The 25,830-nt window shown below is 35.3% G+C and carries 15 protein-coding genes; 8 read left to right on the top strand and 7 right to left on the bottom strand.

The genetic code is table 11. The features are described 5' to 3' along the window. Positions 1–747 precede the first annotated feature (747 nt). The 3 genes from F6K27_RS12245 to F6K27_RS12235 all read right to left on the bottom strand — a co-directional run bounded on the left by F6K27_RS12245 (position 748) and on the right by F6K27_RS12235 (position 4,111). Complete coding sequence (locus F6K27_RS12245) at positions 748–1,824, bottom strand: PotD/PotF family extracellular solute-binding protein (protein WP_287243731.1); 1,077 nt, start codon at positions 1,822–1,824, stop codon at positions 748–750. A 527-nt stretch (positions 1,825–2,351) separates the two neighbouring features. Further along, positions 2,352–3,215, bottom strand: a complete 864-nt coding sequence (locus F6K27_RS12240) for an ABC transporter permease (protein WP_287276410.1) — start codon at positions 3,213–3,215, stop codon at positions 2,352–2,354. Between the two features lie 8 nt (positions 3,216–3,223). Further along, on the bottom strand, positions 3,224–4,111 hold the full coding sequence (locus F6K27_RS12235; RefSeq protein WP_287276408.1) for an ABC transporter permease: 888 nt from the start codon (positions 4,109–4,111) through the stop codon (positions 3,224–3,226). Positions 4,112–5,369: 1,258 nt separating this feature from the next. Here F6K27_RS12235 and F6K27_RS12230 point away from each other — a divergent pair. The 4 genes from F6K27_RS12230 to F6K27_RS12215 all read left to right on the top strand — a co-directional run bounded on the left by F6K27_RS12230 (position 5,370) and on the right by F6K27_RS12215 (position 8,132). Next, positions 5,370–5,603: a hypothetical protein gene (locus F6K27_RS12230; protein WP_124142760.1), complete on the top strand. Its 234-nt coding sequence runs from the start codon at positions 5,370–5,372 to the stop codon at positions 5,601–5,603. A gap of 215 nt (positions 5,604–5,818) precedes the next feature. Continuing rightward, complete coding sequence (locus F6K27_RS12225; RefSeq protein WP_161564291.1) at positions 5,819–5,986, top strand: hypothetical protein; 168 nt, start codon at positions 5,819–5,821, stop codon at positions 5,984–5,986. A gap of 219 nt (positions 5,987–6,205) precedes the next feature. Continuing rightward, positions 6,206–7,576, top strand: a complete 1,371-nt coding sequence (locus F6K27_RS12220) for an AAA-like domain-containing protein (protein WP_287276407.1) — start codon at positions 6,206–6,208, stop codon at positions 7,574–7,576. Between the two features lie 70 nt (positions 7,577–7,646). Then, positions 7,647–8,132, top strand: a complete 486-nt coding sequence (locus F6K27_RS12215; protein WP_287276406.1) for a hypothetical protein — start codon at positions 7,647–7,649, stop codon at positions 8,130–8,132. A gap of 90 nt (positions 8,133–8,222) precedes the next feature. On the opposite strand, the gene F6K27_RS12210 is transcribed toward F6K27_RS12215, so the two are convergent. Continuing rightward, positions 8,223–9,359 (bottom strand): agmatine/peptidylarginine deiminase, encoded by a 1,137-nt coding sequence (locus tag F6K27_RS12210; protein WP_287276404.1) that lies wholly within the window; start codon positions 9,357–9,359, stop codon positions 8,223–8,225. A gap of 682 nt (positions 9,360–10,041) precedes the next feature. On the opposite strand from F6K27_RS12210, the gene F6K27_RS12205 reads away from it, so the two are divergent. Continuing rightward, complete coding sequence (locus F6K27_RS12205; RefSeq protein ID WP_287276403.1) at positions 10,042–10,809, top strand: sulfotransferase domain-containing protein; 768 nt, start codon at positions 10,042–10,044, stop codon at positions 10,807–10,809. An 82-nt stretch (positions 10,810–10,891) separates the two neighbouring features. Here the strand turns inward: F6K27_RS12205 and F6K27_RS12200 are convergent, their stop codons facing one another. From F6K27_RS12200 to F6K27_RS12190, 3 genes are all read right to left on the bottom strand, one after another. Next, positions 10,892–12,247, bottom strand: coding sequence for a vWA domain-containing protein (locus F6K27_RS12200; RefSeq protein ID WP_287276401.1), 1,356 nt, complete (start codon positions 12,245–12,247; stop codon positions 10,892–10,894). Beyond that, positions 12,210–13,328, bottom strand: coding sequence for a hypothetical protein (locus F6K27_RS12195; protein ID WP_287276399.1), 1,119 nt, complete (start codon positions 13,326–13,328; stop codon positions 12,210–12,212). The genes F6K27_RS12200 and F6K27_RS12195 overlap by 38 nt, the downstream gene beginning before the upstream one ends. Before the next feature lie 803 nt (positions 13,329–14,131). Continuing rightward, the gene (locus F6K27_RS12190) at positions 14,132–14,356 is read right to left on the bottom strand and encodes a hypothetical protein (RefSeq protein WP_124142768.1); all 225 of its coding nucleotides are present in this window, start codon (positions 14,354–14,356) and stop codon (positions 14,132–14,134) included. 22 nt (positions 14,357–14,378) lie between these two features. Here F6K27_RS12190 and F6K27_RS12185 point away from each other — a divergent pair, with 22 nt between their 5' ends. From F6K27_RS12185 to F6K27_RS12175, 3 genes are all read left to right on the top strand, one after another. Continuing rightward, positions 14,379–14,705: a hypothetical protein gene (locus F6K27_RS12185; protein ID WP_124142769.1), complete on the top strand. Its 327-nt coding sequence runs from the start codon at positions 14,379–14,381 to the stop codon at positions 14,703–14,705. 335 nt (positions 14,706–15,040) lie between these two features. After that, entirely contained in the window at positions 15,041–23,773 is an 8,733-nt protein-coding gene (locus tag F6K27_RS12180; RefSeq protein WP_287276397.1) for a type I polyketide synthase, read from the top strand. A 10-nt stretch (positions 23,774–23,783) separates the two neighbouring features. Then, positions 23,784–25,830: type I polyketide synthase (locus tag F6K27_RS12175; RefSeq protein WP_287276395.1), on the top strand; the 2,047-nt coding region annotated here is incomplete at its 3' end.

Below are 25,830 nucleotides of genomic sequence, written 5' to 3'. Positions count from 1 at the left end.
ATAACAGGACTGGAACAGAGAGAAAGTTATTTGACACTCCCACCGTCATTTCAATTATCAGTTATCAGTTATCAGTACCTCTGCAATAAGGAGGCAAGGAAATACGGAATCTTCTTTTTTTTATCCTCTTAAAAGAGGAGGCGTAACTACCCAAATTTTTCGGTCAAATCAAAGATTATAACGGGGGATTTTTGTTTTGCTGGCGCAACGCTACGGGAACACAAATTTATAGCAATAAATAGATAGGTTAGGACATAGATTGTTAACGAAGTCAGAAGTCAGAAGTCAGTAGGAGCGAATGGCCATTCGCTCCTACAGAAGTTATTTTTGTAACGGGGATTTAAGCCTCCCTCCAAAAATATTTCGCCTTAAAAAGCGGGGTTTTAGATCCAATTATTTTGATAATAATTTTGTAAGCATTCAGCTATTAGCGGTTAGCTATTCTTAGGCCATGTTGCACAAACAGACTTTTAATGAATAAAGCAAGTATTCGTTTAATTTCTACTACATTCTTAACCTAGAGATTCGTACTCTGAAGCTTTGATAAAATTGCTTTTTTCTTCTTTAAAGGTAATAAAGCTGATAGCTGATAGCTGACTGCTGTTTGCGCAGCATTCCGGAGGAAATGCTTACATAATTTTTTAGACAGGGAAATGTTTTTCCTACTGTTCCCTGTTCCCTGTTCCCTATTCCCTATTCCCTGCTATTTTTAATATAAATCTCTCTCTAAAGTTGAGCTAAAAATTACTAAGTACCAACTCCTAATTTAACTTCTGTCCAAGCTTCATCATATAGAATTGTGGCTTGACCAACATCTTGAATATAATCAAGTTTTGCAAATAATTCTGGTGGGGGATAAATGGCAGGATTATTCAAATCAGCAGCTTCGATTAAACCTAAATCTTTTGCAGTTTGGTTTGGGGTCGCGTACTTAATGAAATTGGAAATTTTTGCCCCTATTTCTGGTTCGAGAATGAAGTTAATAAATTTTTCTGCAAGCTCTTTATTATTACTTCCTTTAAGAATAACCATATTATCAGTTAAGAGAATACTTCCTTCTTTGGGAATAGCGTAACGAAGGTTGGGATTTTCTTTCATAATCTGAAAAATATCTCCGCTCCATTCACAGGTTAAATCTACTTCTCCTTGGTCTAATAAATTTTGACCTGTGTCGGGCGCAAAAGCAGCGATCGCCTCTTTATTTTTAATTAGAAAATCTCTAGCTTCATTAATTTCTTTCGGGTTAGTTGTATTGGGGTCATAACCAAGGGAAATTAAGGCAATTGAAAAGCTACTTCGCATATCATCTAATAGAGCAACTCTGCCTTTAAATTTAGGGTCAAACATAGTTGACCAACTATTAATTTCACCTTCAGTAGCTTTGATGTTATAGCCTATTCCCATTGTGCCCCATTGGTAAGCCATACTATATTTATTTCCAGGGTCGTAAGGAGGATTAATAAATTTTTCATTGAGATTTTTAATATTAGGAATATTTTCCTGATTTAGTTCTTCTAGCAATCCTTCAGCTACCAGAATTTTTACCATATAATCAGCCGGAAAAGCTACATCATAACCAGGATTTCCTGGCTTGATTTTGGCATAGAGGTCTTCATTACTTTCGTAGGTATCGTATTGAATTTTGACATTAAATTTATTTTCAAATTCAGTAATTACTTCAGGAGCAATATATGTTGACCAATTATAAATACTCAGGATGTTATTATTGCTAATTTCTGAAGTATTAGGGCTATTATTGCTACAACCAATTGGTAAAATTACAGCCATAGTAAATAGCAGCAGAAAAGTCATCAGTTTTTTCATATTTACAGATATTTATTTAATCATTTTATATAGAATCCGGTTAGACCAAATCTCAGGCATTCTTGCTACATCTCCTTGAGAATAGGGAGTAGGGAGTAGGGAGTAGGGTTCAAAAACATAATATATTTTGGCTTAATGCCAATAATCCTTACAAAAATTATTGAACCACTATTATTACTTAATAACTGAAGTTGCATCGGAAGTATAAAATTATGTTTGAGAATTGGTATTATACAGTATATGTTGATAATTCTATCCACACTTTAATATTAAATCTCCCCATCCCCCCATCTCCCCATCTCCCCATCTTCCCATCTCCCCATCTGATATAATAAGTATTCAACCGGATTGAATATTAGATGTTTTTTTGATTCCCTAATTGCTCAAGAAAAAGGGCAGATATTACCAACATCAAAAAAGCTATTAATATTAAAGTAGATATCCCATCATTAAATTTCCCCATCCCCTCATCTCCCCATCTCTCTACCTCCCCATCTCATATAATAAGTATTCAACCAGATTTAATATTAGGTGTTTTTTTGATTCCCTAATTCCTCAACAAAAAGGGCAGATATTACCAACATCAAAGAAGCTATTAACATTAAAGTAGATATAGCATTAATTGCTGGTGTTACGGAAAATTTAATCATACCATAAACGAATAATGGTAATGTCGTCGAACCTACTCCCGCAGTAAAAAAAGTTATCACAAAATCATCTAGTGACAAAGTAAAAGCTAATAAAGCAGCACTAAAAATTCCCGGCCAAATCAAAGGTAAAGTAATACGAAAAAAGGTTCTCCATTCATTAGCACCTAAGTCTAAAGCTGCTTCCTCTAAAGCTGGGTCAAGTTCAGCTACCCGCGCTCTCACAGTTACCACAACAAAAGAAATACAAAATGCTATATGACTAATAATTACTGTAGGTAAACCTAGCACTAGACGAATGCCGAAAAAATTTTCTATTAGTTGAAAACTTAGAGAAAAGAAAACTAATAAAGAAAGTCCTATAGTAATTTCTGGAATAATGATTGGTAGAAAAAGTATTGCCTCCAATACAGTCCGTCCGGGAAAACGAAAACGTTCTAATGCTAAGGCAATCATAGTACCAAAAATTGTGGCGATGATTGTCGAAATTACTGCTACGAAAAGACTGTTTTTTAAAGCTTCCCAAATCATCACATCAGTAATAGTATTATTAGTTGCCCCTTGTAATAAATTCCGATACCAATCTAAAGTGAAGCCTCGCCAAATAGCATTAAAACGAGAATTATTAAAAGAGTAAATTACTAATATAAAAATTGGTAAATAGAGAAAGGCAAAACCCAGAGCAGCATTTAGCCATAACCCAAACTTACCAAGAGAACGAATGAGTAAATCTAATTGTTTCATTGTAGCTTTTAAAGTGAATTTTTTTTGTCTTCTGAAATCCGGAAATATATAATAACTGGGATTAATACGATTACCATTAATAAAATTGATAATGCCGAACCAAACGGCCAATTTCTCGCTTTAATAAACTGATTTTGAATGAGATTTCCCACCATCATAGTTTTGGCACCGCCTAAAATATCAGGAGTAATAAAAGCACCAAATGCTGGAATAAAAACGAGTAACGAACCAGCAACTATTCCTTTGATTGTCAATGGTAAAACTACACGAAAAAAAGTTCGTAAATCATTAGCACCCAAATCTTGAGCAGCTTCTAACAAAGAAAAATTAAAACGTTCAATTGTGACATACAAGGGTAAAATCATAAATGGTAAATAACCATAAACTAAACCAACAATCACAGCAAATGGAGTAAAGAGAATCGTCAAAGGTTCATCTATTAACTGTAAACTTTGTAGGGCAATATTAAATACTCCTTCGGTACGAAGTAATACAATCCAAGCATAAGTACGAACTAAAAAATTCGTCCAAAAAGGGATAATTATTAGCATTAGTAAGACATTACGCCAAGGTGGTCTACGGGTAGCAATAAAATATGCTAATGGGTAACCAATTAGTAAACAAATAATAGTTGTAATGAAAGCTAAAAATAAAGACCGCCCAAATATTCCCCAATATATTCCTTGACCTAGTCGTTGATAATTATCTAGGGTAAATTCCCAAACAACCCCACCGTAAGTACCTCTTTCTAAGAAGCTATAAATAAGTACAATTATTAAAGGGATAATGAAGAAAATTAAGATCCATATAGTTGCTGGAGATAACAGAATGAGTAAATTGTTTAATTTCCGAGTTTCAATGGTTGATTTTGATTGTTTTTTATGAGGTTGCCACATATTAATTAGTTGATGACCAGGAGATTATAGCTATCAGATTTATGCTTGCTTGTCAATTAGTAAAATTAAAGTTATGGCGGTTATTACTAAGTTAATTCTAGGTTGAACAAGAAGGTTAATATGTATACTAATAATCTTTCCACTTAACCAGGGCAAATTAGTATCAGTTAAATACAGCATATTCCAAGTATATGAAGTACAGATATTAACGATTAAATGTTCCCAGTGCGGGTATCTTGCCCGCTATTGGATGTACCTCACCCCTGATGCAATCTGCTGTATATAGCTTTTATATAAAACAGGACTTACGCAAAATATGAAAATATACACCACCTGTAGGGGTTAATGGCTGTTAACCCCTACTAGATATGGTTGCTCTCCGTAAGTCCTGTAAAAATTAGTATTTTCGAGTACAAAAAATTTCTATAGATCAAAAACCTGAAACTATTACCACTGTTGCCAGATTAGCTATTTCCTTTCCCTTAAAAGTATATTTACATTTGAACTGTAAATGTTAGAGTTTTTTTGCTTTGCATTTACAGCAGTTTTCAGAAAGATGGAACGCACTCCTAAAGAATAAAAACCTTTGTATAGACCTTCCATGGAACCTTCCTACCGTAGTCTACTTAAGTAAAAACTACTATAATTCTTAATTGATAGGTAGAACTGAGATACCACTATCAGTATTCTACGCGATCATCAAAATATCTTCCATAGCAGAAAACATCTCCAGAAGGCAACAGTGGGAAAAAATCTCCCTTTTTACAGCGCTTTTCAAATTGATGAACCACATCTTCACAAACAAAACTTTGTAGGGACGTTCCATGGAAAGTTCCTACTGTGGTCTACCCAAATGAAAACCGCTGTAAATTTCATTACAGTCCATTTCCTGACCAACTCTTTCTTTGTTATACCTGAACAATACTATCGGATAGTGACGATTATCAATATAAATCAACTTTTATATATTGACAAATTAACATTTTTATGATTTTATAATGCAATCTAAATATTGTAGAGCTAAAAGTATTAAATATTATCAACTTTTATATATTGACAAATTAACATTTTTGTGAAACAAAAATAATCAGTAATTTTACGAATCAAAGCAACCATGCTATGTAAAGAGTCTGTAAAATTATAGAGATTTTTTTAAAGATTTAATGAAGGTATAAAGTATCTTAAAAAATCGAAGATATCAACTTTTATATATTTTCATCTTGAGCAGTAATTGGCATAATTAAATAAGAAAAAATCAATGCTTTCTCTAGAAATAAAAGATACTCTATCTTCAATAAAAAATATGAAAAATTTAGCTCAAATTAATCAAGAAAGTATTTGGAAAAAACATATAGTTAAAACCAAGAGAAAAGGATATTTCCGAAATATACAGGAAGTAAAAGTTGTAGCTAAAGTAGCAAACATGGGTCTTGAACCATCAAGATCAAAATCATTTACATCAAAGGTTTGGGTAGTTTCTAGCTCTTTGTAAACATAATATCTGTATCGATCCGCTTGTTTGAAAAAACTGGCAATGGTACAAATATTAATCAAATATTAATCAGTATAAGGGTTTCCAAAAATTAAAAATTTGGAAACTTTTTTTATTCAATTAGTTTTTTCAGGAACTAGAACTTGATTAGTATTAACAAAATATCATCAAATGCGTGAATTTGGTATGAGATATTCCATAAGTCAAGAGTAGTAATGGCAATTGCTGTATATACAAAAAATCAAAACTATTTTCAAAATATCCATACCAATCACCGAATAATTGATGACACTGATGAAGATGATAACCGAGTAGAGGAGACAATATCTATCTCATACCATTTCTCCATGAAGTTGCCCTTAATAAAAGGTAAAAGCTATTAGTAAAATTCAGGTTTGGGTAAGAATTATTAAGCGCATTATTACAGAGAAATGGTATCATAACTTATTTATGACTGCTATAATTATATTTTTGTGTGTAAAAGTGTAAATTAAAAAGCGTGAGAGAAGAAATAGTATGTTATAATTATGATCATAAATGAATTCTGATTATTTTTAGGAAAATCACTCTATACCCTCATCAAGTGGAGGGTCAGAGTCAGCATGACAGCCATCGAATCAATATCATTATTTACTGAACAGTTAGTAACAGCTAAAACAGGTAAATCTCTGTCAGACATTGAAAGAGAAGTTCTACGACTATCTTTGTCTGGAAAAACCTATAGTCAAATAGCCTCCAAATCAGATTACTCTCGAGATTATATTAGCCAAAATGTGGCTCCTAAATTATGGAAGTTACTAAGTAATATTCTCAAAGAAAGAATTAGCAAAACTAACTGCCTTTCTGTATTAGAAAGACAACTATTGATTTATCAAGCAAATAGAAAGCAAGCTGCACAAACCAGCTTAATTAATACAAATATAATCCAATATTCAGAAATTTCCGAAATTAATGATTGTAAATTACTAGATGGTAGAATCCCTATGGGTTCTCCATATTATATAGAACGTAAGGAACAATTAATCTGTTATTCAGAAATTAATAAACCAGGATCGTTTTTGCGTATCAAAGCACCCAGACAAATGGGAAAAACTTCTCTATTAATGAGAACTATTAGTTATGCTATCAAACAACAATATCAGACAGTACGATTAAGTTTACGAAGAGTTGATAGTACAGTTATCAAAGATATCAATAAGTTTTTAAGATGGTTTTGTGCTAGTGTAACAAGAAAATTACAGCTAGAATCTAAATTGAATGAATATTGGGACGAAGATATTGGTAGTATAGAAAGCTGCACTTTATATTTTCAAGATTATTTGCTTTCTATCATAGATGATCCTATAGTTTTAGCAATAGATGAAGTAGATTATATTTTTCAGTCTCCAGAAATAGCTAATGATTTTCTGTCAATGCTGCATTCTTGGTATGGAGAAACAAAGGAAGTTAAACTCTGGCAAAAACTGCGGATAGTTTTAGTAAAATCCACAGAAGTTTATATTGCAATGAATATTAATAAATCACCTTTTAATATGGGAATAGCTATAGATTTATCCCCATTTACTCTCGAACAAATCCAGGAATTAGCACATCGTTATCAAATAGAGCTATTACCACAAGAACAAAATCAATTAATGCGATTAGTGGGTGGTCATCCCTATCTAATTAATACTACTTTTTATCATATTAAATGTCATCATGCCAGTTTAGAAAGCTTAATCAAAACAGCAGCTACAGACACAGGTATTTATAGTAACCATTTGCATCAACATTTACAAAATCTGCAACAATATCCAGAACTTAAAACAGCTTTTGAACAGGTATTGCGAGCTATAACTCCTGTAGAGTTAGAACAGGTGCTGGCATTTAAGTTAAAAAGTATGGGCTTGGTTGTACAATTAGAAGATAATTTAGTTATGCCTAGTTGTGACTTATACAGGCGATACTTTTATGATGTATTTGTTGGTATATAGTTGGGAAGTTTAGGGGTTTAGGTAGTAGAAAATATTAGTTAATTTTTTAACTTGAATAAGGAGGGTAATTATGACATTTGATAATTCTTCTGGGTTGCCTCTTGAAGACCGCGAAACTAAAATTCGACAGGCAATAGCAACTGAATTGTTAGATTATTGGCAAAAGCGCTATACAGAATATATTGAAGATCGAGAGACTGATGAACAAATTTGGGACGATGGCGGACTTAACCCCCAAGAGTTGTCTGAAAACGCTTATGCTGCCTATCAATTTTATAGAGGAACGGTGGAAATGGGAGACTGGGGATCGGTAATAGTTTATAGGATGGAAGTAGAAGAAGAAGCGATCGAGATTATTTATGTCGTTACCGACGGTGATGATGGTTGGTTGGAAGCTTATGATTTGGATGGAAATCTCCTGGGTGCGGCGCGACGATATATTGAGTTATTAGCTTGGAAAAACGTAGAGGATGTGCGAGGACAGGTAGAAACAGGAGATTTTCCCCCCGAACTGAATTGCGAGTCAACTTTGTGGGGTCGTCCTGAAGTAGTATAGCGCTACGCTTCAACAATTAATAATTAATAATTATAATTACCTCTCCTTGAAAAGAAGAGGATTGACCCCTCTTTTTCCTTCAACTCCAAGCTAAACTAATGGTTCTTGCTGAGTCGTGCAATGTATTCCTCCGCCTCCTGCCGCAATTTCATCAATATTAATTTGCACAATATCTCGACTGGGGAAAAGTTCTGCTAGAGTTTCTTTGGCACGACGGTCAGTCTGACGATCGCCAAATTCTGGGGCAATAACAGCACTGTTAATCACATAAAAATTAATATATCCTGCTGCAAAGTCATCACTTTCGTATCCCGGTCTTATTCTTTTCGGTGCTTCCAGCACAACAACTTCTAGTTTTTTCCCATCCGCATCTGTTGAGGAGTGCAAAATTTCTAAATGTTTTTTGGTAACAGCATGGTCAAAAGATTCAGGGTCTGGATCGTATCCAGCAACAACAACACCGGGACGAACAAAACGGGCATAAAAATCTGTATGTCCATCGGTAATATCATAACCTCTGATACCTGGTAACCAGATGATTTTACGCAACCCCAATAAAGACTTTAATTCTGTTTCGCAATCAATTTTGCTCCAACCGGGATTGCGATTATTATTGATAATACAACTTTCAGTTATGATCGCTGTGCCGCGACCATCAACTTCAATACCACCTCCTTCAAATACAAGTTTTGTATTAACTAACGGTACTCCAGATTTTTTTGCCACAAACCGAGCTACTTTAGCATCGCGGTCGTGATATTGCTTGTTTCCCCAACCATTAAAATTAAAATCAATGGCTGCTTTCTGACCTGCCTCATTCACGACAAAAACTGGCCCTGTATCCCTAATCCAAAGGTCATCTATAGGGCAAACAATTAACTCCACACTAGAACTACATTTAGCTGCTGCCACATCATAGTCTGCCTCACGAACTAACATTTTTACGGGTTCATATTTGGCGATCGCTCTGGCGATGTTTGCTAGATTATCTTGTACTCCAGAATAGTATTTACGTCCCCAAATATCTTTACTTGCACTAAATGCCATCCAAGTACACAAATGAGGTTCGCCTTCATCTGGCATATAAAACGAGGTATTTGATGACATATAAATTGATGTTGGGTTTAATAATTGAGGATTAGTTGTGGCAAAACTGGCTAAATTCTTGATAAAAATATAGCTTGATGTGGTCGATATTAACTGGAGAAAAAATCGTCTATTAATCATAATATCATGTCCGGTTGAATACTTATAAATAATTTAGTCAGGAGTCAGGAGTCAGGAGCTAGAGAAGAAGAATATAAGAAAGTTTTTTATCACTAGATGTCTCCAAAAATCAAAAGTCAAATCAATTCTTATTCATAGATTATCAATTACTTCTCCCTATTGCCCATTGCCTATTCCCTATTTTCTGGAGATGTCTACTAATTATCCGGACATGATATAAATCTGGGTGCATCTCATATTTGCAAAAATACTTTTTTCCTATCTATTCCCTGTTGCCTGTTGCCAGATGAGCTGTTGCCTAAAAGCAATAAATTTTTGGCTTGATTCGAAATTGAGATGCACCCATAAATCTTATCAGTTTTCAAGAGGGGTAATTGTTAATTATTAATTGTTGAAGATTGGTTATTGCCAGAGGAGGATGAAGCGTGGCACTATTTGTCAAGAGTGATGTAGTTGTTGTTTCATTTCTCTACTCCTCATTCTCTTCTTAAACTCCAGTGATAATTGCTACTAAAATTGCCATTAATTCTTCTAAATCATTAGGTACTCGATATAAATTTAGATCTTGCTTAACTTGCTTTTCTTGTCGTTTTAATTATAGATAAAAAGCCAAATTTTATTTTTTGTTACCCTGTGATATCCTAGATATAGAACTAAGTATATCTGATAAAATAACATGGTTATGGAACAAGCTACTCAAGAAATTTTAGTTGTTGGATACCCTAAGAGTGGAAACACTTGGTTAACTAGATTAGTTGCTGAATTAATTTCCTGTCCTGTTAAGGGTTTTTTTGGAAAGACTAATAATCGCGAAATAGCTATTGAAGGAGGCGATCGTCAATCAAACTATGTAGTATTCAAAGGACATCACACTTTTGATCAAGTTTGCCAAAAAATTCAACATAAGCATTTAATTTATGTGGTAAGAGATGTTCGCGATGTTGCAATTTCCGGCGCTAATTTTTTCAAAATTTATCCAACTAAACTAGATAAATATATTTCTAAATTACCTAATATTGGCAACTTTTATTATAACAAATGTATATCTGAACATGCAAAAATAAACAGAATGATTCGTATCATAGACAACTATGAAAAGCCACTACCGTGGTGTAAAATACCTTGGGACAAACATGTGATTCAATATTTAAACAATGGAATATTAGTTATAAAATATGAGGATTTGCTGGTAAATCCTGAAGCAGAATGCCAGAGAATTTTATCCAGTCTTGGAATTGAAAGAAGCACACAACAGATTGCAGCAGCTATAAAAAATCAAAGTTTTGAAACAAGAAAAGAACAATTCAAGTTAAGCGGCGATAATAGACGTTACAAATTTTTAAGGGAAGGAAAAAGTGGTGGTTGGAAACAAAAGTTGACAGAAGAACAAAAGAATTTTTTGACAAATAGATTTTTTGATACTCTTAATGCTCTGGAGTATCTGGATTAAAAAAGTTTTGTGTTAAATTCAAACTCCTGGAAAGATAGTATGAAACAAAAAATTTATGCCCACATTATTCACACCTATACTTTTACTGATACTCTCGCTTAATTGATTTTGCCCACAACAAAAATGGTATTACACCACCCCCTAATAATACGGCTAAAGTAAATAAGAAAATGATGAGTCTAGTCAAGAAAGGTAGGGAGCGAGACACCCAAGGAAATACATAAGGTTGTTGTTCTGAATCTACTGAATTATCGGGTAAATTGAGACTAACTTGCACATTATGTAATGAACCACGATCGGCATTTATTGGCTGAATATAGTTGATTTGATACTCATCAAATAAAGCCTCTAAAAATTCAGTCAAACTACTAGAAATATCCTCAGCATTACCAGAAAACTCAGCAATACCCTTAGTTACTCCCGCAATTTGCTGTAGTCGTTTTTGGTCAACAAATTCTTCAGCAGCAAGTTCGGTTAACTCCTCAGAATTATTACTTTTTTTTCCTCCTCTCACACTAATATCTCTAATAGTAGGAGGTTCCTCTAAATCATACTTTTGCTGCAACTGTTGGGGAGTCAAACCATAACCCAAAGTATGCACAGTAATATTAGGATAACTTTTCAACATAAACACAAGTTTTTCAAAGTCTTGTGCTTCTAATTCTGGTTCATTTTCTCTATTTCCATAAATACTATGATAGCCATCAGAAAGTAAAATTATCGAACGCCTTGGTTGAGATAAATTAGAATTTGGGCGTCGGTTAAAACGAGTATCTTCGGAATTACCAAAAAATTTTACTGCCTGACGCAAAGGTTCATAAATATCTGTAGCTGCACAAAGATTATCCAGTTGATTTTCTAGTTTTTTGAGAGATTGTTCAACCTTTCTATTACCTGCTAAAACAAAATTATCTAGTTCTTTTTTTGTCACTTGATTTCCCGGACAATTTTTACCTCCTTTGCCAAAAGGTACAATAGAAATTCTGGTATTTTCTCCCTTGTCAGATAAATCTTGATTGAATTTTCTAATTGCAGCGATCGCTCCTTCTAATTTAGTTTTTTCCCCACTACTATCTAATTGTTTCATACTGCCACTAAAATCTAATAAAACAATTACCCAAGCAGGAGGTAATTCTGCGGGTAGGGGAATTTTCCAGTTAATGTCAATGGGATTTAAAGTTTGACATTTCCCAGTTTTAGGCTCTATTTGAGGCGGACAAACTGTTAAATTAAAGTTCTCTTTTTGCAGATCTCTTACTGGTTTATTGTTTTGGTCATAAGCTTTAATTCGCAGGGTAATTTTACTTTCATTACGTTCAGGAATAGCTTCGATAATTTCTACATTTTTTACTTGAGCAAAGCTAGGATTAATGCAGGAAATTACTATTAACAAAGAAAAACTAACCTTGTGGGTCCAAGAAGCGATTATAGTAGACAAATCTGAATAATTTTTTACCATTATAGCCCTCATTTTCGGCATAAAATGCAATTAAATCGTTATGTTTTAGTTTGATTGGCGTACTTTCCTTCAAGCGATCGCCTTGATATTCTATTCTATTAAAAAACTTAAGATTAGGTACTAAAATTGTTTGGCTAGATGCTAAGTCTAAGTCAGCAATATGCAGTGGCAAACCAGGGATACAAATATCTACACCAAATTGTTGACTGCCCATAATTTTCAACTGAGCTGAACCAATTTTAATTTTACCTCTTGCAGGTAATTGAATTGATAATCCTTCCTCAATTTTATCGGTCAAATCATTACTCACAAATTTAATTCTGGGTGATAATTCTTTCTGAATATGGGGATAATTCCCTGGTGTTTCAGACTGATGAAAATTGACATTTTCAATATATTCAAAACCAGCTCCAGCTCTGAGGGCAACTAGATGACTAGGAGAGGTAGAAAAACTCAAGACGAAACCTAATAAACTCCCTAATAAAGAAAAACCTATTGTGTCTTCCCAAGCTTGTAATGCTGTGGGCATTCCATCCATTTTTTGTCGTATCCATTCAAAGATAATTGCTGCAACTAAAGCTGTCAAAATACTGGTAGTTAAACTAATGGTAAGTCGCTGCAAGAAACGCCGTTTATCTCCTGCTTCTATACTACGCCAGCGCCAAGTCAAACCTTCAGCTAAACCCACTGCTCCACCAATTAAAATCCACCCGACTATTCTGACAAATTTATCGGGTACAGTTATGACTTTATCTCGTAGTTGTGGATTGAGTAATATTTGTACTAATCCTCCAGAAGTAAGACCGATTAATAATCCTAATCCTGCAGCAATACTCAGTGGTATTATACCTCTGTTGAAGTTGCGTTTAAATCGAGTTGGATTACTTAAAAATATATCTGTTGCAACTATACCAACTGCTAGAGAAATTGCCACGCAAGGAAATAATGTTAATTCAGGAAACTTTTGTAACCAGCCTAAATCGCTGAGGATAAATTGCCCTATACTCCAGCCGATTAATGCTGATGTAATTCCTGATAGAATATATAGATATATTCTCATAATTTATAATTAATTTTAATTTAGATAGAGTCAGAATTAGCAGATAATTAGCAAATATACAAGTTTTGAATCTTTTGCATTTTAAATATTATCTTCCAGAATGTCAATAGTATATTGGCAGAAAGAAGGAAGCCACGGCAGGGATTTTGAATACATATTAGACGGAATGAAGAAAAAAAGAATAAGACTGTTTTTTTATCCTCTGGTTATCTTGAATCTTTTTGCCCTAGTTTTAACTAATAAATATGAGGAGGCCAACCAATTTTATTGCCTTCTATTAGCTAGTCGAAAATAATTACCACTTCTCAGCAACTAAGTTTATTTTTTAATGGGCACATTGCTTAAAAGCCTTATCAAAAAAATCTTAAAAAACGGAAGCTCTACCTTGACATACAATACTTGACAAGATATGATAAGCATAATGGAAAAGGTGCGCTCATATATAGTAGAAAAAAATCCAGAAAAATCAGCTTTACCCTCAGCCAAGAAAATTTAACTACCAACAAATTTCAGAAATAAGTATCGCATCGCTCACGGGGTGACAAGCCCTTCAAAACTATTGTATGTCAGGATTTAAAGGATATCCACTCTGCCTAAATTTGACGGTTTTTATGAGAATAATAATTATTCTTAGTAGTGATGTGGGTTCGCGATATAGCTGCCGCACTTGCTCCGCCAACGCGAACCCACATTACCAATTACGTTGATTCATTGTTCAATTAGATGAATCCTAGAAAATTTATGTAAGTCCTGTTAAAATTTGTTAATAATCAGATGAATAGTAAAACGTTTCGGGCAAATAATTAAATATTATCTAACATTGACAGAGCTTTTAATCCCCTTTGATAATGAGACTTTTTGTGAGGATTAAGGTTAATTATCTGTTGAACAATATCAACTAAATAGTCCCAGGCAATTCCCCAAAGATAACCATATATACCAAGCCAAAATTCACTTAGTTTAAGTGGCCGTAGTAGTGAACCACTACCACCACAAGAACCATCAGAAAGTTCAGAATTGCTAATCAATGTTCCTGAACCCTTGATAACCTTGCAATTACTTGAAGATTCCGATTTACCCACATATATCAATGCGATCACAACTCAGAAAAAACTTTATGCCAATCCTACAGCTTTGAATGCTCAAGGCCAGCCACCAGAAATGTTTCTTCAAGGTAATGCCTATGATTTAAATGATGTTGAAGAATTAGATTATAGAACAGCTAGGGTTGCTAGTGGTGAGAAGCTGGTGGAATATGAATATCAAGCTTGGCGGTGGTTTTTCGATCTTGAAGCGTATGCAGTTTCATTCCAATTTCAAGCAGATTCAGTTTTGTGGTCAGCCTTGCTGACTCGGACAAGTTTTGGAAGCTGTTGAGACAGGCAGTACAAGACTGTGATGGAACAGAGCAATTGCTCCAGTTTCAAGGTTGGATACCACATTTTCCGATAGTATTTGCTATCGGAAAAATAAATAAAAAAAAGTAACTATGGTTTTGAGTATGTAGTGTCTTTGTCTAAATCCTGAGAATACTTTTATTTCCCAATAGGCACCAAATGGGTTCTATATATTTAACTATTTAGTCTAAACTTCAAACAAAAATTATCTTGCCAAAATTCCTGATTACAAGTTATAGTTATAAACTTAAATAAAAGAAGATTATCAAAAATCTACCAAATTAAGAAGAAAGGATGAGAATCAATTAAGATAAAATGTTAGAGTTAATTAATCGTTACGAACACGGCTTTGTTTCTATTCCTGTAATTTTAGCCTGTAGAGAAAAGGGATTATTTGAATTAATCAAACAAAAAAAAATAACCCACCAGCAAATAGCTAAAACCCTAAGAGCAAACACAGGTCATCTGCAAGTAGCATTAAGAATGATGCAATCCCTAGGTTGGCTATCAAAAAATGAACTTGGAGAATACTCCCTCACAGACAATTCTCAAGGGTACTTGTCCATTCCTGAAGAAATATTAGAGCTATACAACCTACCCATAGAATCATACTTACGAGGAAAAGAAAAGCCTGATGTCCTCAAAAATTGGATAGAGCTTTCTCAACAGCAGTGGCATATTAATGATCAAACAATTGCAGATTTCTTAGATGGGGCTCTAATAATACCAATAATGCTAGCACTTCACAAGCATAAATTATTAGCAGTAGACCAGGAAAAAAAGCCCTTATTCTCTAGTGTAAGTCCTCAAATACGAAAAGAATTATCAACATGGTTTATAGCGAAAGGATGGGCAGAGAAAAGTTCTGTCATTGTCCACAAACAAAATGAAAAATCAACGGACGATGAAAATAAATTATACTTAACAGCCCTGGGTAAATTTATAGTAGAGAGAATACTAATTACGGGAGTTACCGCTTCCTATACTCCCATGTTGTTGCAGATTTCAGACGTATTATTTGGAAAAAGTCAAACAGTATTTTGTAGAGACGAACAAGGAAGTGAAAGTCACATTGATCGAAAATTGAACGTAATGAGCAGTGGTTTTCAACACCAGAAGTTTTTTGCTGATGTAGACGAATTAATTCTGAGTATTTTTAATCAATTACCCTATTACGAACAACCAAACTATATTGTAGACATGGGTTGTGGCGATGGCACACTACTCAAACGGGTTTATCAAGTAATTAGTACAAAATCTGCTAGAGGAAAAGTGCTAGACAAATATCCAGTGCAGATGATAGGAGTAGATTATAACCAAGCATCGTTGCAAGAATCTGCATTAACTTTAGCAGATATTCCTAACTTGCTAATGAAGGGGGATATTGGAAACCCACAACAAATGATATCCAACTTAAGAACTCAGGGAATTGACGATCCAGAAAAAATTCTCCACATTCGCTCCTTTTTAGACCACGATCGTCCATTTATTCCTCCCAAAAATTTAGAAGCAGCAAAAAGGCGGGGCAAACTTTCTTACTCAGGGGTTTATGTAGATTCAGACGGCGGTTTAATTCCGGCCCAGATTATGATACAAAGCTTGGTAGAACATCTGGAAAGATGGTCTTCTGTGGTTACTAAACATGGGATGATGATTCTGGAAGTTCATTGTTTAGAACCAGAAGTAGTAAACAAATTTTTAGACAGTAGTAATAACCTGCATTTTGATGCTTTACAAGCTTTCTCAAGTCAACATTTGGTAGAAGCTGAAGTGTTTCTCAGTTGTGCTGCTGAAGTAGGTTTATTCCCCAAGTGGGAGTTCTCGAAACGATATCCTCAGAATTTTCCATTTAGTCGTATCACCTTAAATTGTTTTGAGAAAAAGCCTTACAAGTTGCGCCATCCTACAATTAAGGATTTACCAGATCTAATAGTACTAGAGGAATTGTGTTGGTCAGAAAATCTCCGGGTTGACAGTGAAGAAATTCAGAGGCGGATTTTGAATTTTCCACAAGGGCAGTTTGTTTTGGAGCTTGAGGATAAGATTGTTGGAGCTATCTATTCCCAAAGGATCGAACGGACAGAAGTTTTGGAGAATAGAACCTTTGTAGAAGTGCCATCATTACATACTGAATCAGGAGTAGTGATACAATTACTAGCTACGAATATTTTGCCAGAGTTGCAAAACCAAGGGTTAGGGGACCAATTACTGGAATGGATGCTTCAGTATTGTGCTGTGATGGGTGGTGTGGAAAGGGTTGTGGGAGTAACTCGTTGTCGTAATTATCCAGACTATTCCCCAATGCCAATGACAGAATATATCCACAAAAAAAATGATTCAGGGCTACTGGTAGACCAGATATTGCGCTTTCATCAGATACATGGGGCAAAAATTCAAAAAGTTCTTCCTGGTTATAGGCCCAAGGATATAGAGAACAAAGGTTATGGTGTTCTGATAGAATACGATATCCATAATCGTCAACGTTTTGATGGTGTAGGAGTTGAAAAAAATCAGCAGGAAAAAGTAGAAATAGATGTAGATGTAGATGAAGTTGTGGCTGGTTGTGTTCGGACAGTAATGAATAAGAAACGCTCTTTTGATTCAGATCGCCCACTGATGGAGATGGGAATCGAATCTTTGGAACTGTTAGAACTGAAATATTTATTGGAGAAAAAACTGGAAGTAAAAATCGAGCCGAACTTCTTCTTTAAATATGGAACTCCAAAGGCGATCGCTAGTTATTTTAAAGGAGAAACACCAACTAAACAAAAGAATATTTCTGAGTTCTTGCCAAAAATCGCACAACTAGAGTCAAAAGCCGAAAAAACTGATTCAGGTTTTTCGGCAGCTCAATTAGAAAATGGGATAGCAATTATAGGAATGGCTTGTCGGTTTCCTGGAGATGCTGATAGCCCCCAAAAGTATTGGTCATTGCTGCGTGATGGGATTGATGCAATTACGGAAGTACCTTCAACTCGTTGGGATATTGAAAAATATTACAACTCCGATAAAAATCAACCAGGAAAAATATCCAGTCGTTATGGAGGCTTCATTTCCGAAGTTGACAAATTTGATGCAGATTTTTTCCATATTTCGCCCCGTGAAGCTAAATATATAGATCCACAACAACGTATATTACTAGAAGAAAACTGGAAGGCATTAGAAAATGCAGGGATTAATCCAAAATCTCTTTCGGGAACAGAAACAGGAGTATTTGTAGGTATAGGTTTTCATGATTATGAACAGCTACAGTACAAACATAATCAGGAGCAAGATTTAAACATCTATTTTGCTACAGGTAGTTCTACTGCTATAGGTGCGGGAAGATTATCCTACTTTTTGAAATTAAATGGTCCAGCTATAACAGTAGATACGGCCTGTTCATCATCTCTAAGTGCTGTTCATTTAGCTTGTCAAAGTATACGCAATGGTGAATGTGAATTAGCTTTGGCATCAGGGGTGAATTTATTGTTGTCTCCTGAGTTGAGTATTAGTTTCTCTCAAGCAGGGATGTTATCGCCAGATGGACGTTGTAAAACCTTTGATGCTTCTGCAAATGGTTATGTACGGAGTGAAGGGTGTGGAGTTGTAGTTCTCAAGTCATTGAAACAGGCCATAGCAGATAGAGACCCAATTTTAGCAGTGGTTAGGGGTACAGCAATTAATCAGGATGGTGCTAGCAATGGAATGACTGCACCAAATCAATCAGCTCAAGAAGCGGTGATTGGGAAAGCCTTGTCTGTAGCAGGAATATCAGCTAATCAAGTGTCTTATGTAGAAGCTCATGGTACGGGTACTTCTTTGGGGGACCCAGTAGAAATTAAGGCTCTGGAAGTAGTGTATGGAAACAATCGTGGTTCGGAACGCCCTTTAACGATCGGTTCAGTAAAGACAAATATTGGTCATACTGAAGCGGCAGCGGGTATTGCCGGGTTAATCAAGGTGGTGTTGTCACTGCAAAATAAGTATATACCACCTCATCTACATTTGAGGGAGCTGAATCCTTATATGAGTTTAGCAGGGATTCCTGGTATGATTCCGATGGAGGGTAAGGTATGGGAAAAATATGATGGAGATGAAAGTTGTGTAGGAGCGGTAAGTTCTTTTGGTTTCAGTGGCACAAATGCTCACGTTATTCTTGAGGAAGTACCAACTCAAGTTAAAACGCAACAGTTAGAGGAGCAACCTCATTTGTTAACTCTCTCAGCAAAAACAGAAAAAGCTTTGGATGAGTTAGTGAGTCATTATCAAAATTATCTGGAAACTAATAGAGAATTAGAACTGGCAGATGTATGTTATACAGCCAACACTGGACGCGCTCATTTTAATCATCGACTAGGGGTTATTGCTACTAACCTACAAGAACTAACGCAAAAACTTCTGGAACACAAAGCAGGGCAGGAAATCATTGGAGTATTTTCAGGAAAACTATCAAGTGAGAGTAGTTCTCCCAAATTAGCGTTCCTGTTTACAGGTCAAGGTTCGCAGTACGTTGATATGGGAAGACAACTATATGAAACTCAGCCAACTTTCCGTCAAGCTTTAGAGGAATGTAACCAAATTCTAAGTTCGTATCTAGAACATCCGCTCTTAGAAATTCTATATCATCAAGATGCTGAAAATTCAAGTTCATCTTTAATAGATCAAACTGCTTATACTCAACCAGCTCTGTTTGCTATTGAATACTCTTTGTTCAAGTTATGGGAATCATGGGGAATTAAACCCAATGTGGTCACGGGCCACAGCGTAGGAGAATATGTAGCAGCTTGCGTTGCAGGAGTTTTCAGTTTAGAAGATGGTCTCAAACTAATCGCTATGCGGGGCAGGTTAATGCAAAAGTTACCCTCCGGTGGTGAGATGGTATCTGTTATGGCATCAGAATCTCAAGTGACAGAGGCCGTAGGCGAATATAGTTCCCAAGTGACAATAGCAGCGATAAATGGACCAAAAAGTATAGTAATTTCAGGTGAGAGTGGAGCGATCGCCAATATTTGCCGACAGCTCAAAGCAGTGGGGGTGAAAACCAAGCATCTACAAGTTTCTCATGCTTTTCATTCACCATTAATGGAACCAATGTTGGCAGAATTTGCAGCAGTAGCTAAAGAAGTAACCTATAGTCAACCTAAAATACCACTAATATCAAATGTGACTGGTGAAAAAGTAGGTGCGGAAATAACTATTCCTGAATATTGGACTCGTCATGTACGAGAACCAGTAAGATTTGCCCAAAGTATGAAAACTCTTCATCAGCAAGGATATAAAATATTTCTAGAAATCGGACCGAAACCAATCTTATTAGGCATGGGAAGGCAATGTTTGCCAGAGAGTGAAGGAGAATGGTTACCATCATTACGACCGGGAGTGGATGAGTGGCAACAAATACTATTAAGTTTAGGGCAGTTGTATGTACGGGGTGCGAAAATAGATTGGTTAGGGTTTGACCAAGATTATGCTTGTCAGAAAGTAGAATTGCCTACTTATCCATTCCAACGAGAACGTTACTGGATAGAAACAGCACAAACCAAAAATCATCAATTTGAGTCATCGTGTAATGTTTATTCAGTACCAAAAATAGATTTTCCTCTTCAAATTTTTTGCTTGTCTGCTTCTAGTCAACAGGAATTATTACATTTAGCTAAAAATACTATACTTAGTATAGAACAACATCCAGAAGTTAAATTATCAGAGCTTTGTTTCTTAGTGAATACTAAGCAATCATTGTCAGAATATCGTTTGGCAGTTATAGCACAATCTACTTTAGAAGTACTTGCAAAACTCACAGATTTTGTAGCTGGAAAAGATGTAGAAAATCTTTGGAATGACCGGATTAAAAATAGTGATTTTTTGAAGGTAGGTTTTATTTTTAGCCCCTACAGTACTTTTTACCCAAATATGGGCAAAGAACTATATGAAACTCAACCAAAATTCCGTCAATCAATTGACCAATGCCATAAAATTATTAGTGATTATACAGGTCAGTCTTTACTGGAATTATTGTACTCAAACAAAGTTGATAATTTGTCAGAAATAAAACATATTTACAGATTACCAATGTTGTTTGCAATTCAATATGCTTTAAGCGAATTGTGGAAGTCTTGGGGAGTAGAGCCAAGCTTAGTAATGGGTCATAGTTTTGGAGAGTACTCGGCAGCATTAATTGCAGAAATATTTAATTTAGAAGAAGGCTTAAAATTATTAGTTTCTATTGGAAAGCTTTGGGATAGTAAATTAGAAAGAAATTGTCAAGCTATTGGTATTATAGCCAGTGAAAAATATGTTGAAGAAACAATTGAACCCTACATTCAAGAAATTAAAATTATTTCTTATGGTGGTTATCGCAATACTGTAGTCGGCGATCCTCAAACAATTCAATTAGTAGCTGAAAAGCTTAGAAAAGAGGGTGTATTAGTAAAAGAACTCCCTTTTGCCGAAGGATATCATACTGACAGAATTAAACCGATACTAGGACTTGTCGATCAAATTCACCAAGGTGTAAATTACTCTAGTTCAAAAATTCCTTTTGTTTCAGCTATCTCAGGTGAATTACTGAATGAAGAGGTAGATTCTACATACTGGAGGAAGGTATGGGGAGAACCTGTAAAATTTTCTACTGCTATAGAAACTGCATATAAACAGGGTTGTAAAATCTTTTTAGAAATTGGTCCAAAAGCAGTTACTTTGTCAATGGGGAGATCTCATCTGGGAGAAGAAGCAGGAATTTGGCTTTCTAGCCTTCGAGAACAATATTCAAACTGGCAAATAATGTTGCAAAGTTTATCTCAATTATATGTTCTAGGAATGCCGATAAATTGGTATGAATTTTATCAAAAATATCCACAGTATCAAGTAAAATTACCAATCAGATTTTTACCGAAAGAAACAGAATTATTAGAGAAAGAAAAACAAGGAAATATCAGGAAAGATTCAAGTTTTATTACTTCCATTGAAACCAGGATCAATCAAATGCTTATTGATGGAAATGTGGAGTATTTAACGCAGCATTTAAAAGAGAAGAATGAACTATCAGAAATTGAGTCCAAATTTATCCCAAAGTTGTTAGAATTAATAGCAAAAACCCATCAAAAAGAAATTATCGAAAATCAAGTTAAAGATTATTTTTATCAATTACTTTGGCAACCCTTAATACCTAACGAAGATAATTCTGCTATTCAACTGAGCCATTGGTTAATTTTTGCTGATTCTACAGGAGTAGGGAAAAAACTAGCAACAAAACTGAAAGAACAAGGACATAAATGTACTTTAGTTTATCGTGGAAAAAGTTTCAAAAATCCTGAAAGTGGAACCTATCTACTAAATCCATGTAATTTTGATGAGTTTGAAAAACTTTGTCAGGAAATAATAACCTCAAAGCAATTATCTTGCCAGAGAGTCATTCATTTGTGGAGTTTAGATGCTCCTACTTCGGAAAATTTAAGCATTTCTCAGTTAGAGCAAGTACAAATATGGGGATGTGGTAGCTTACTGTACCTGTTACAGAGTTTGGTTAAAATTTCCATATCCAGTTCCCCTCAATTGTGGATAGTTACAAGGGGATCTCAGCCTGTATTATCTAAAATTGAAGAACTAACAGTTGCAACATCACCTTTGTGGGGTTTAGGTCGAGTAATATCTCTCGAACATCCACAATTATGGGGAGGATTAATAGATTTAGATTTGCAAGGTTCGCAAAATGAAATAGAAACACTTGTAGAAATTTTGACGAGTAATCAAATAGAAGATCATCTAGCTTTACGAGAAAAACAGATTTATGTAGCTCGTTTATTCAAGCAATGTCCTAAATTATCTGCTCCAATATCATTTTCTTCTAATGCTACCTATCTTATTACTGGAGGACTTGGTGCTTTAGGATTACATGTAGCTAAGTGGATGGTATCCAAAGGAGCAAAATATTTGGTTTTGATAAGTAGATCGTCTCTCTCGGAGGACAAACAAAAATATCTAAGTGATTTGAAACAGCTAGGAGCTGAAGTTGTTACAGTTCAAGCTGATGTATGCAATCCGGAAGAAATGTTGAAAGTACTTGACAAAATAGATAGTTATATGTTTCCCTTAAAAGGAATTATTCATGCAGCAGGAAAACAAAGAAGTGAACGGATCGAACGGATGCAAGTAGAACAGTTATTAGCAGTAATGAGTCCCAAAATTATTGGTGGATGGATACTTCATCAAATTACTAAAGATCGAGAGTTAGATTTTTTTGTCAGCTTTTCTTCCATTGCCTCTGTTTGGGGAGCAGTTGGTCAAGCTCACTATAGTGCAGGCAATCATTTTTTAGATGTGTTATCTTCTTATCGACAAGCTCAGGGATTACCAAGTTTTACTGTTAATTGGGGACCATGGTCTGGAGGTGGTATGGCATCAGAAGAATTTTTGAGAGAATTAAAAGAAAAAGGTATAGAGTCTTTATCCCCTCAACAAGGAATAGCTGCTTTAGAATTACTATGGAACAGTCATAGTGTCCAAACAACTGTAGTTAATGTTAATTGGGATTTATTCAAACAACTTTATAGTACAGGAAGACAGCGATTACTTCTAGAAGAAATTAATGTCAAACAAGTTGAAACAAAACGTTCAACTTCCAAGCAAAAGCTCGAAATTATTAAAAAAATGGAGACTGCTCCTAAAACTGAACGCAGAAATCTATTAATCACATATCTTCAAAAAGAAATAGGAAAAATATTAGGATTAAAAATAGATCAATTGCCAAGTTTAGAGCAAGGTTTTTTTGAAATGGGTATGGACTCTCTAATGGCAGTTGAACTCAAAAATCGACTAGAAGATAGCCTGAATTGCTCTTTACCTACGACTTTAATTTTTAATTTTTCTAACGTTATTAGTCTAGCCGATCACATTGCCTCAAGTATACTGGGATGGGAATTAGAAAACATTGAACGCTCTGAATTTTCCAAGGCTGAATCAAATAAAATTCAAGAATTGTCAGAGGTAGAAGAGTTATCTGAAGAAAGTATCCAACTCTCAATCGCAACAAAACTTACTAAGTTAGAAACTTTGTTGGAAGACAATTAAAATAGAAAACATGGAAGAAAAAGAAAATCACCTAGCTGATTCTAAGCGAGTATTTATAGCTCTTAATAAAGCAGTAACAAAACTAGAAGCAATTGAGCGAGCCAAAACAGAACCGATTGCTATAGTTGGGATGGCATGTCGTTTTCCAGGTGGTGCTAATGACCCTGAAAAATTTTGGCAACTTTTGTCTAAAGGAGTGGATGCAATCACAGAAATTCCTCCTCAGAGGTGGGACGTCGATGCTTACTACGATCCTAATCCAGAAATCCCAGGAAAAATGTATACTCATCGAGGTGGTTTTTTAGATGATTTCGATGTAAGTCAATTCGACCCAGCTTTTTTTGGAATTTCACCTCGCGAAGCGATCGCCATAGATCCCCAACATCGTTTATTTTTAGAAGTTTGTTGGCAAGCTCTCGAAAATGCTGGACAAATCCCTCAAAGATCGGAGGGAAGTCCTACAGGGGTTTTTGTTGGGATCACCGCTTATGATTATGCGCTTATTACCCATCGCGCAAAATATGATAGTAGTATAGAACCTTATCTGTTAGGGGGATCTTTCTTAAATCTTGCTGCAGGCCGTATTTCTTATATTTTAGGATTTACTGGTCCTTCTATGACTATAGATTCAGCCTGCTCCTCTTCTTTAGTAACTATTCATCAAGCTTGCCAAAGCCTACGACAACAAGAATGTCAGATGGCTTTAGCAGGGGGTGTCAATCTAATGTTATTGCCAGATAGTATGATAGTTGCTTCCAAAGCGAAAATGCTTTCACCAGATGGTTACTGTAAAACTTTTGATGCAGCAGCTAATGGCACTACCTGGGGTGAAGGCTGTGGTGTATTAGTTCTCAAACGTTTATCAGATGCTTTAGAATCAGGAGATCGTATCTTGGCACTAATTCGAGGTTCAGTTGTGAATCAAGATGGACCAAGTAGTGGTTTTACAGTTCCTAATGGGAATTCTCAGAAACAGTTAATACATCAAGCTCTAAAAGCAGCAAAAATAGAACCTTCTCAAGTAAGTTATATAGAGACCCATGGCACAGGAACAGCTTTGGGAGATCCTATTGAACTAAATTCTTTGGCAGAGGTATTTGGAGCAGAAAGAACTAAGAAAAAACCATTAATGATTGGGTCGGTAAAAACTAATATCGGTCATTTGAGTTCAGCCGCTGGAATAGCAGGAGTAATCAAAGCAATACTTCAATTGCAACATCAACAAATAGCTCCTCATCTACATTTTAAAAATCCAACTCCTAAGTTTAACTGGAAAGATTTTCCTCTAGTTGTACCCACTGAATTAACTTCTTGGCAAGTTAAAGATGGTACAAGAATTGCGGGAATTAACTCCTTTGGTGCAAGTGGAACTAATGCTCATTTAATCTTAGAAGAAGCCCCTGTTCAAGACGAGATGCACCCCCCTATCCTTAATCAAGGAGGATTAGAACAACAATTAAGAATTAAGAGTGAGAGACCAAAACATTTGTTAACCCTCTCGGCAAAAACAGAAAAAGCTTTAACAGAATTAGTCAGTTGTTATCAAAATCATCTGCAAATTCATTCAGAATTAAAACTAGAAGATATATGTTACACAGCAAATAGTGGACGATTCCATTTTCACCATCGACTTGCTATTCTTGCTTCCAACTTAGAGGAGTTAGTCTCAAAACTAGCTCACTACCAAAAAGCAGCAAAAGTAGCAGGATTATACACTAATAAAGTTTATGACAACAATAGTCAACCCAAAAAAGCGTTCCTATTTACAGGACAAGGTTGCCAATATCTGAATATGGGAAAAGAGTTATATCAAACTCAGCCACTATTTCGCCACACAGTTGACCAATGTTCCCAGCTCTTGCAACCCTATCTAGAACATCCCTTACTTTCCGTAATTTATCCAGATACACAAACAACACAAAACATTGACTTAATCAACCAAACAGCCTACACTCAACCAGCCTTATTTGCCATAGAATACGCTCTGTGTCAACTATGGCAGTCATGGGGCATCAAACCAGATATACTCATGGGGCATAGCGTAGGAGAATATGTAG

Origin of the sequence: Okeania sp. SIO2F5 (assembly GCF_010692685.1) — a bacterium.
Lineage (GTDB): Bacteria > Cyanobacteriota > Cyanobacteriia > Cyanobacteriales > Microcoleaceae > Okeania > Okeania hirsuta.
This window is presented reverse-complemented; position numbering and strand designations above follow the sequence as displayed.

Excerpts from the sequence above, each read along its gene's own strand:
- F6K27_RS12180 (WP_287276397.1), top strand. The coding sequence starts at position 15,041 with ATGTTAGAGTTAATTAATCGTTACGAACACGGCTTTGTTTCTATTCCT.
- F6K27_RS12220 (WP_287276407.1), top strand. The coding sequence starts at position 6,206 with ATGACAGCCATCGAATCAATATCATTATTTACTGAACAGTTAGTAACA.
- F6K27_RS12225 (WP_161564291.1), top strand. The coding sequence starts at position 5,819 with ATGGCAATTGCTGTATATACAAAAAATCAAAACTATTTTCAAAATATC.
- F6K27_RS12235 (WP_287276408.1), bottom strand. The coding sequence starts at position 4,111 with ATGTGGCAACCTCATAAAAAACAATCAAAATCAACCATTGAAACTCGG.
- F6K27_RS12205 (WP_287276403.1), top strand. The coding sequence starts at position 10,042 with ATGGAACAAGCTACTCAAGAAATTTTAGTTGTTGGATACCCTAAGAGT.
- F6K27_RS12215 (WP_287276406.1), top strand. The coding sequence starts at position 7,647 with ATGACATTTGATAATTCTTCTGGGTTGCCTCTTGAAGACCGCGAAACT.
- F6K27_RS12230 (WP_124142760.1), top strand. The coding sequence starts at position 5,370 with ATGCTTTCTCTAGAAATAAAAGATACTCTATCTTCAATAAAAAATATG.
- F6K27_RS12245 (WP_287243731.1), bottom strand. The coding sequence starts at position 1,824 with ATGAAAAAACTGATGACTTTTCTGCTGCTATTTACTATGGCTGTAATT.
- F6K27_RS12195 (WP_287276399.1), bottom strand. The coding sequence starts at position 13,328 with ATGAGAATATATCTATATATTCTATCAGGAATTACATCAGCATTAATC.
- F6K27_RS12240 (WP_287276410.1), bottom strand. The coding sequence starts at position 3,215 with ATGAAACAATTAGATTTACTCATTCGTTCTCTTGGTAAGTTTGGGTTA.
- F6K27_RS12210 (WP_287276404.1), bottom strand. The coding sequence starts at position 9,359 with ATGATTAATAGACGATTTTTTCTCCAGTTAATATCGACCACATCAAGC.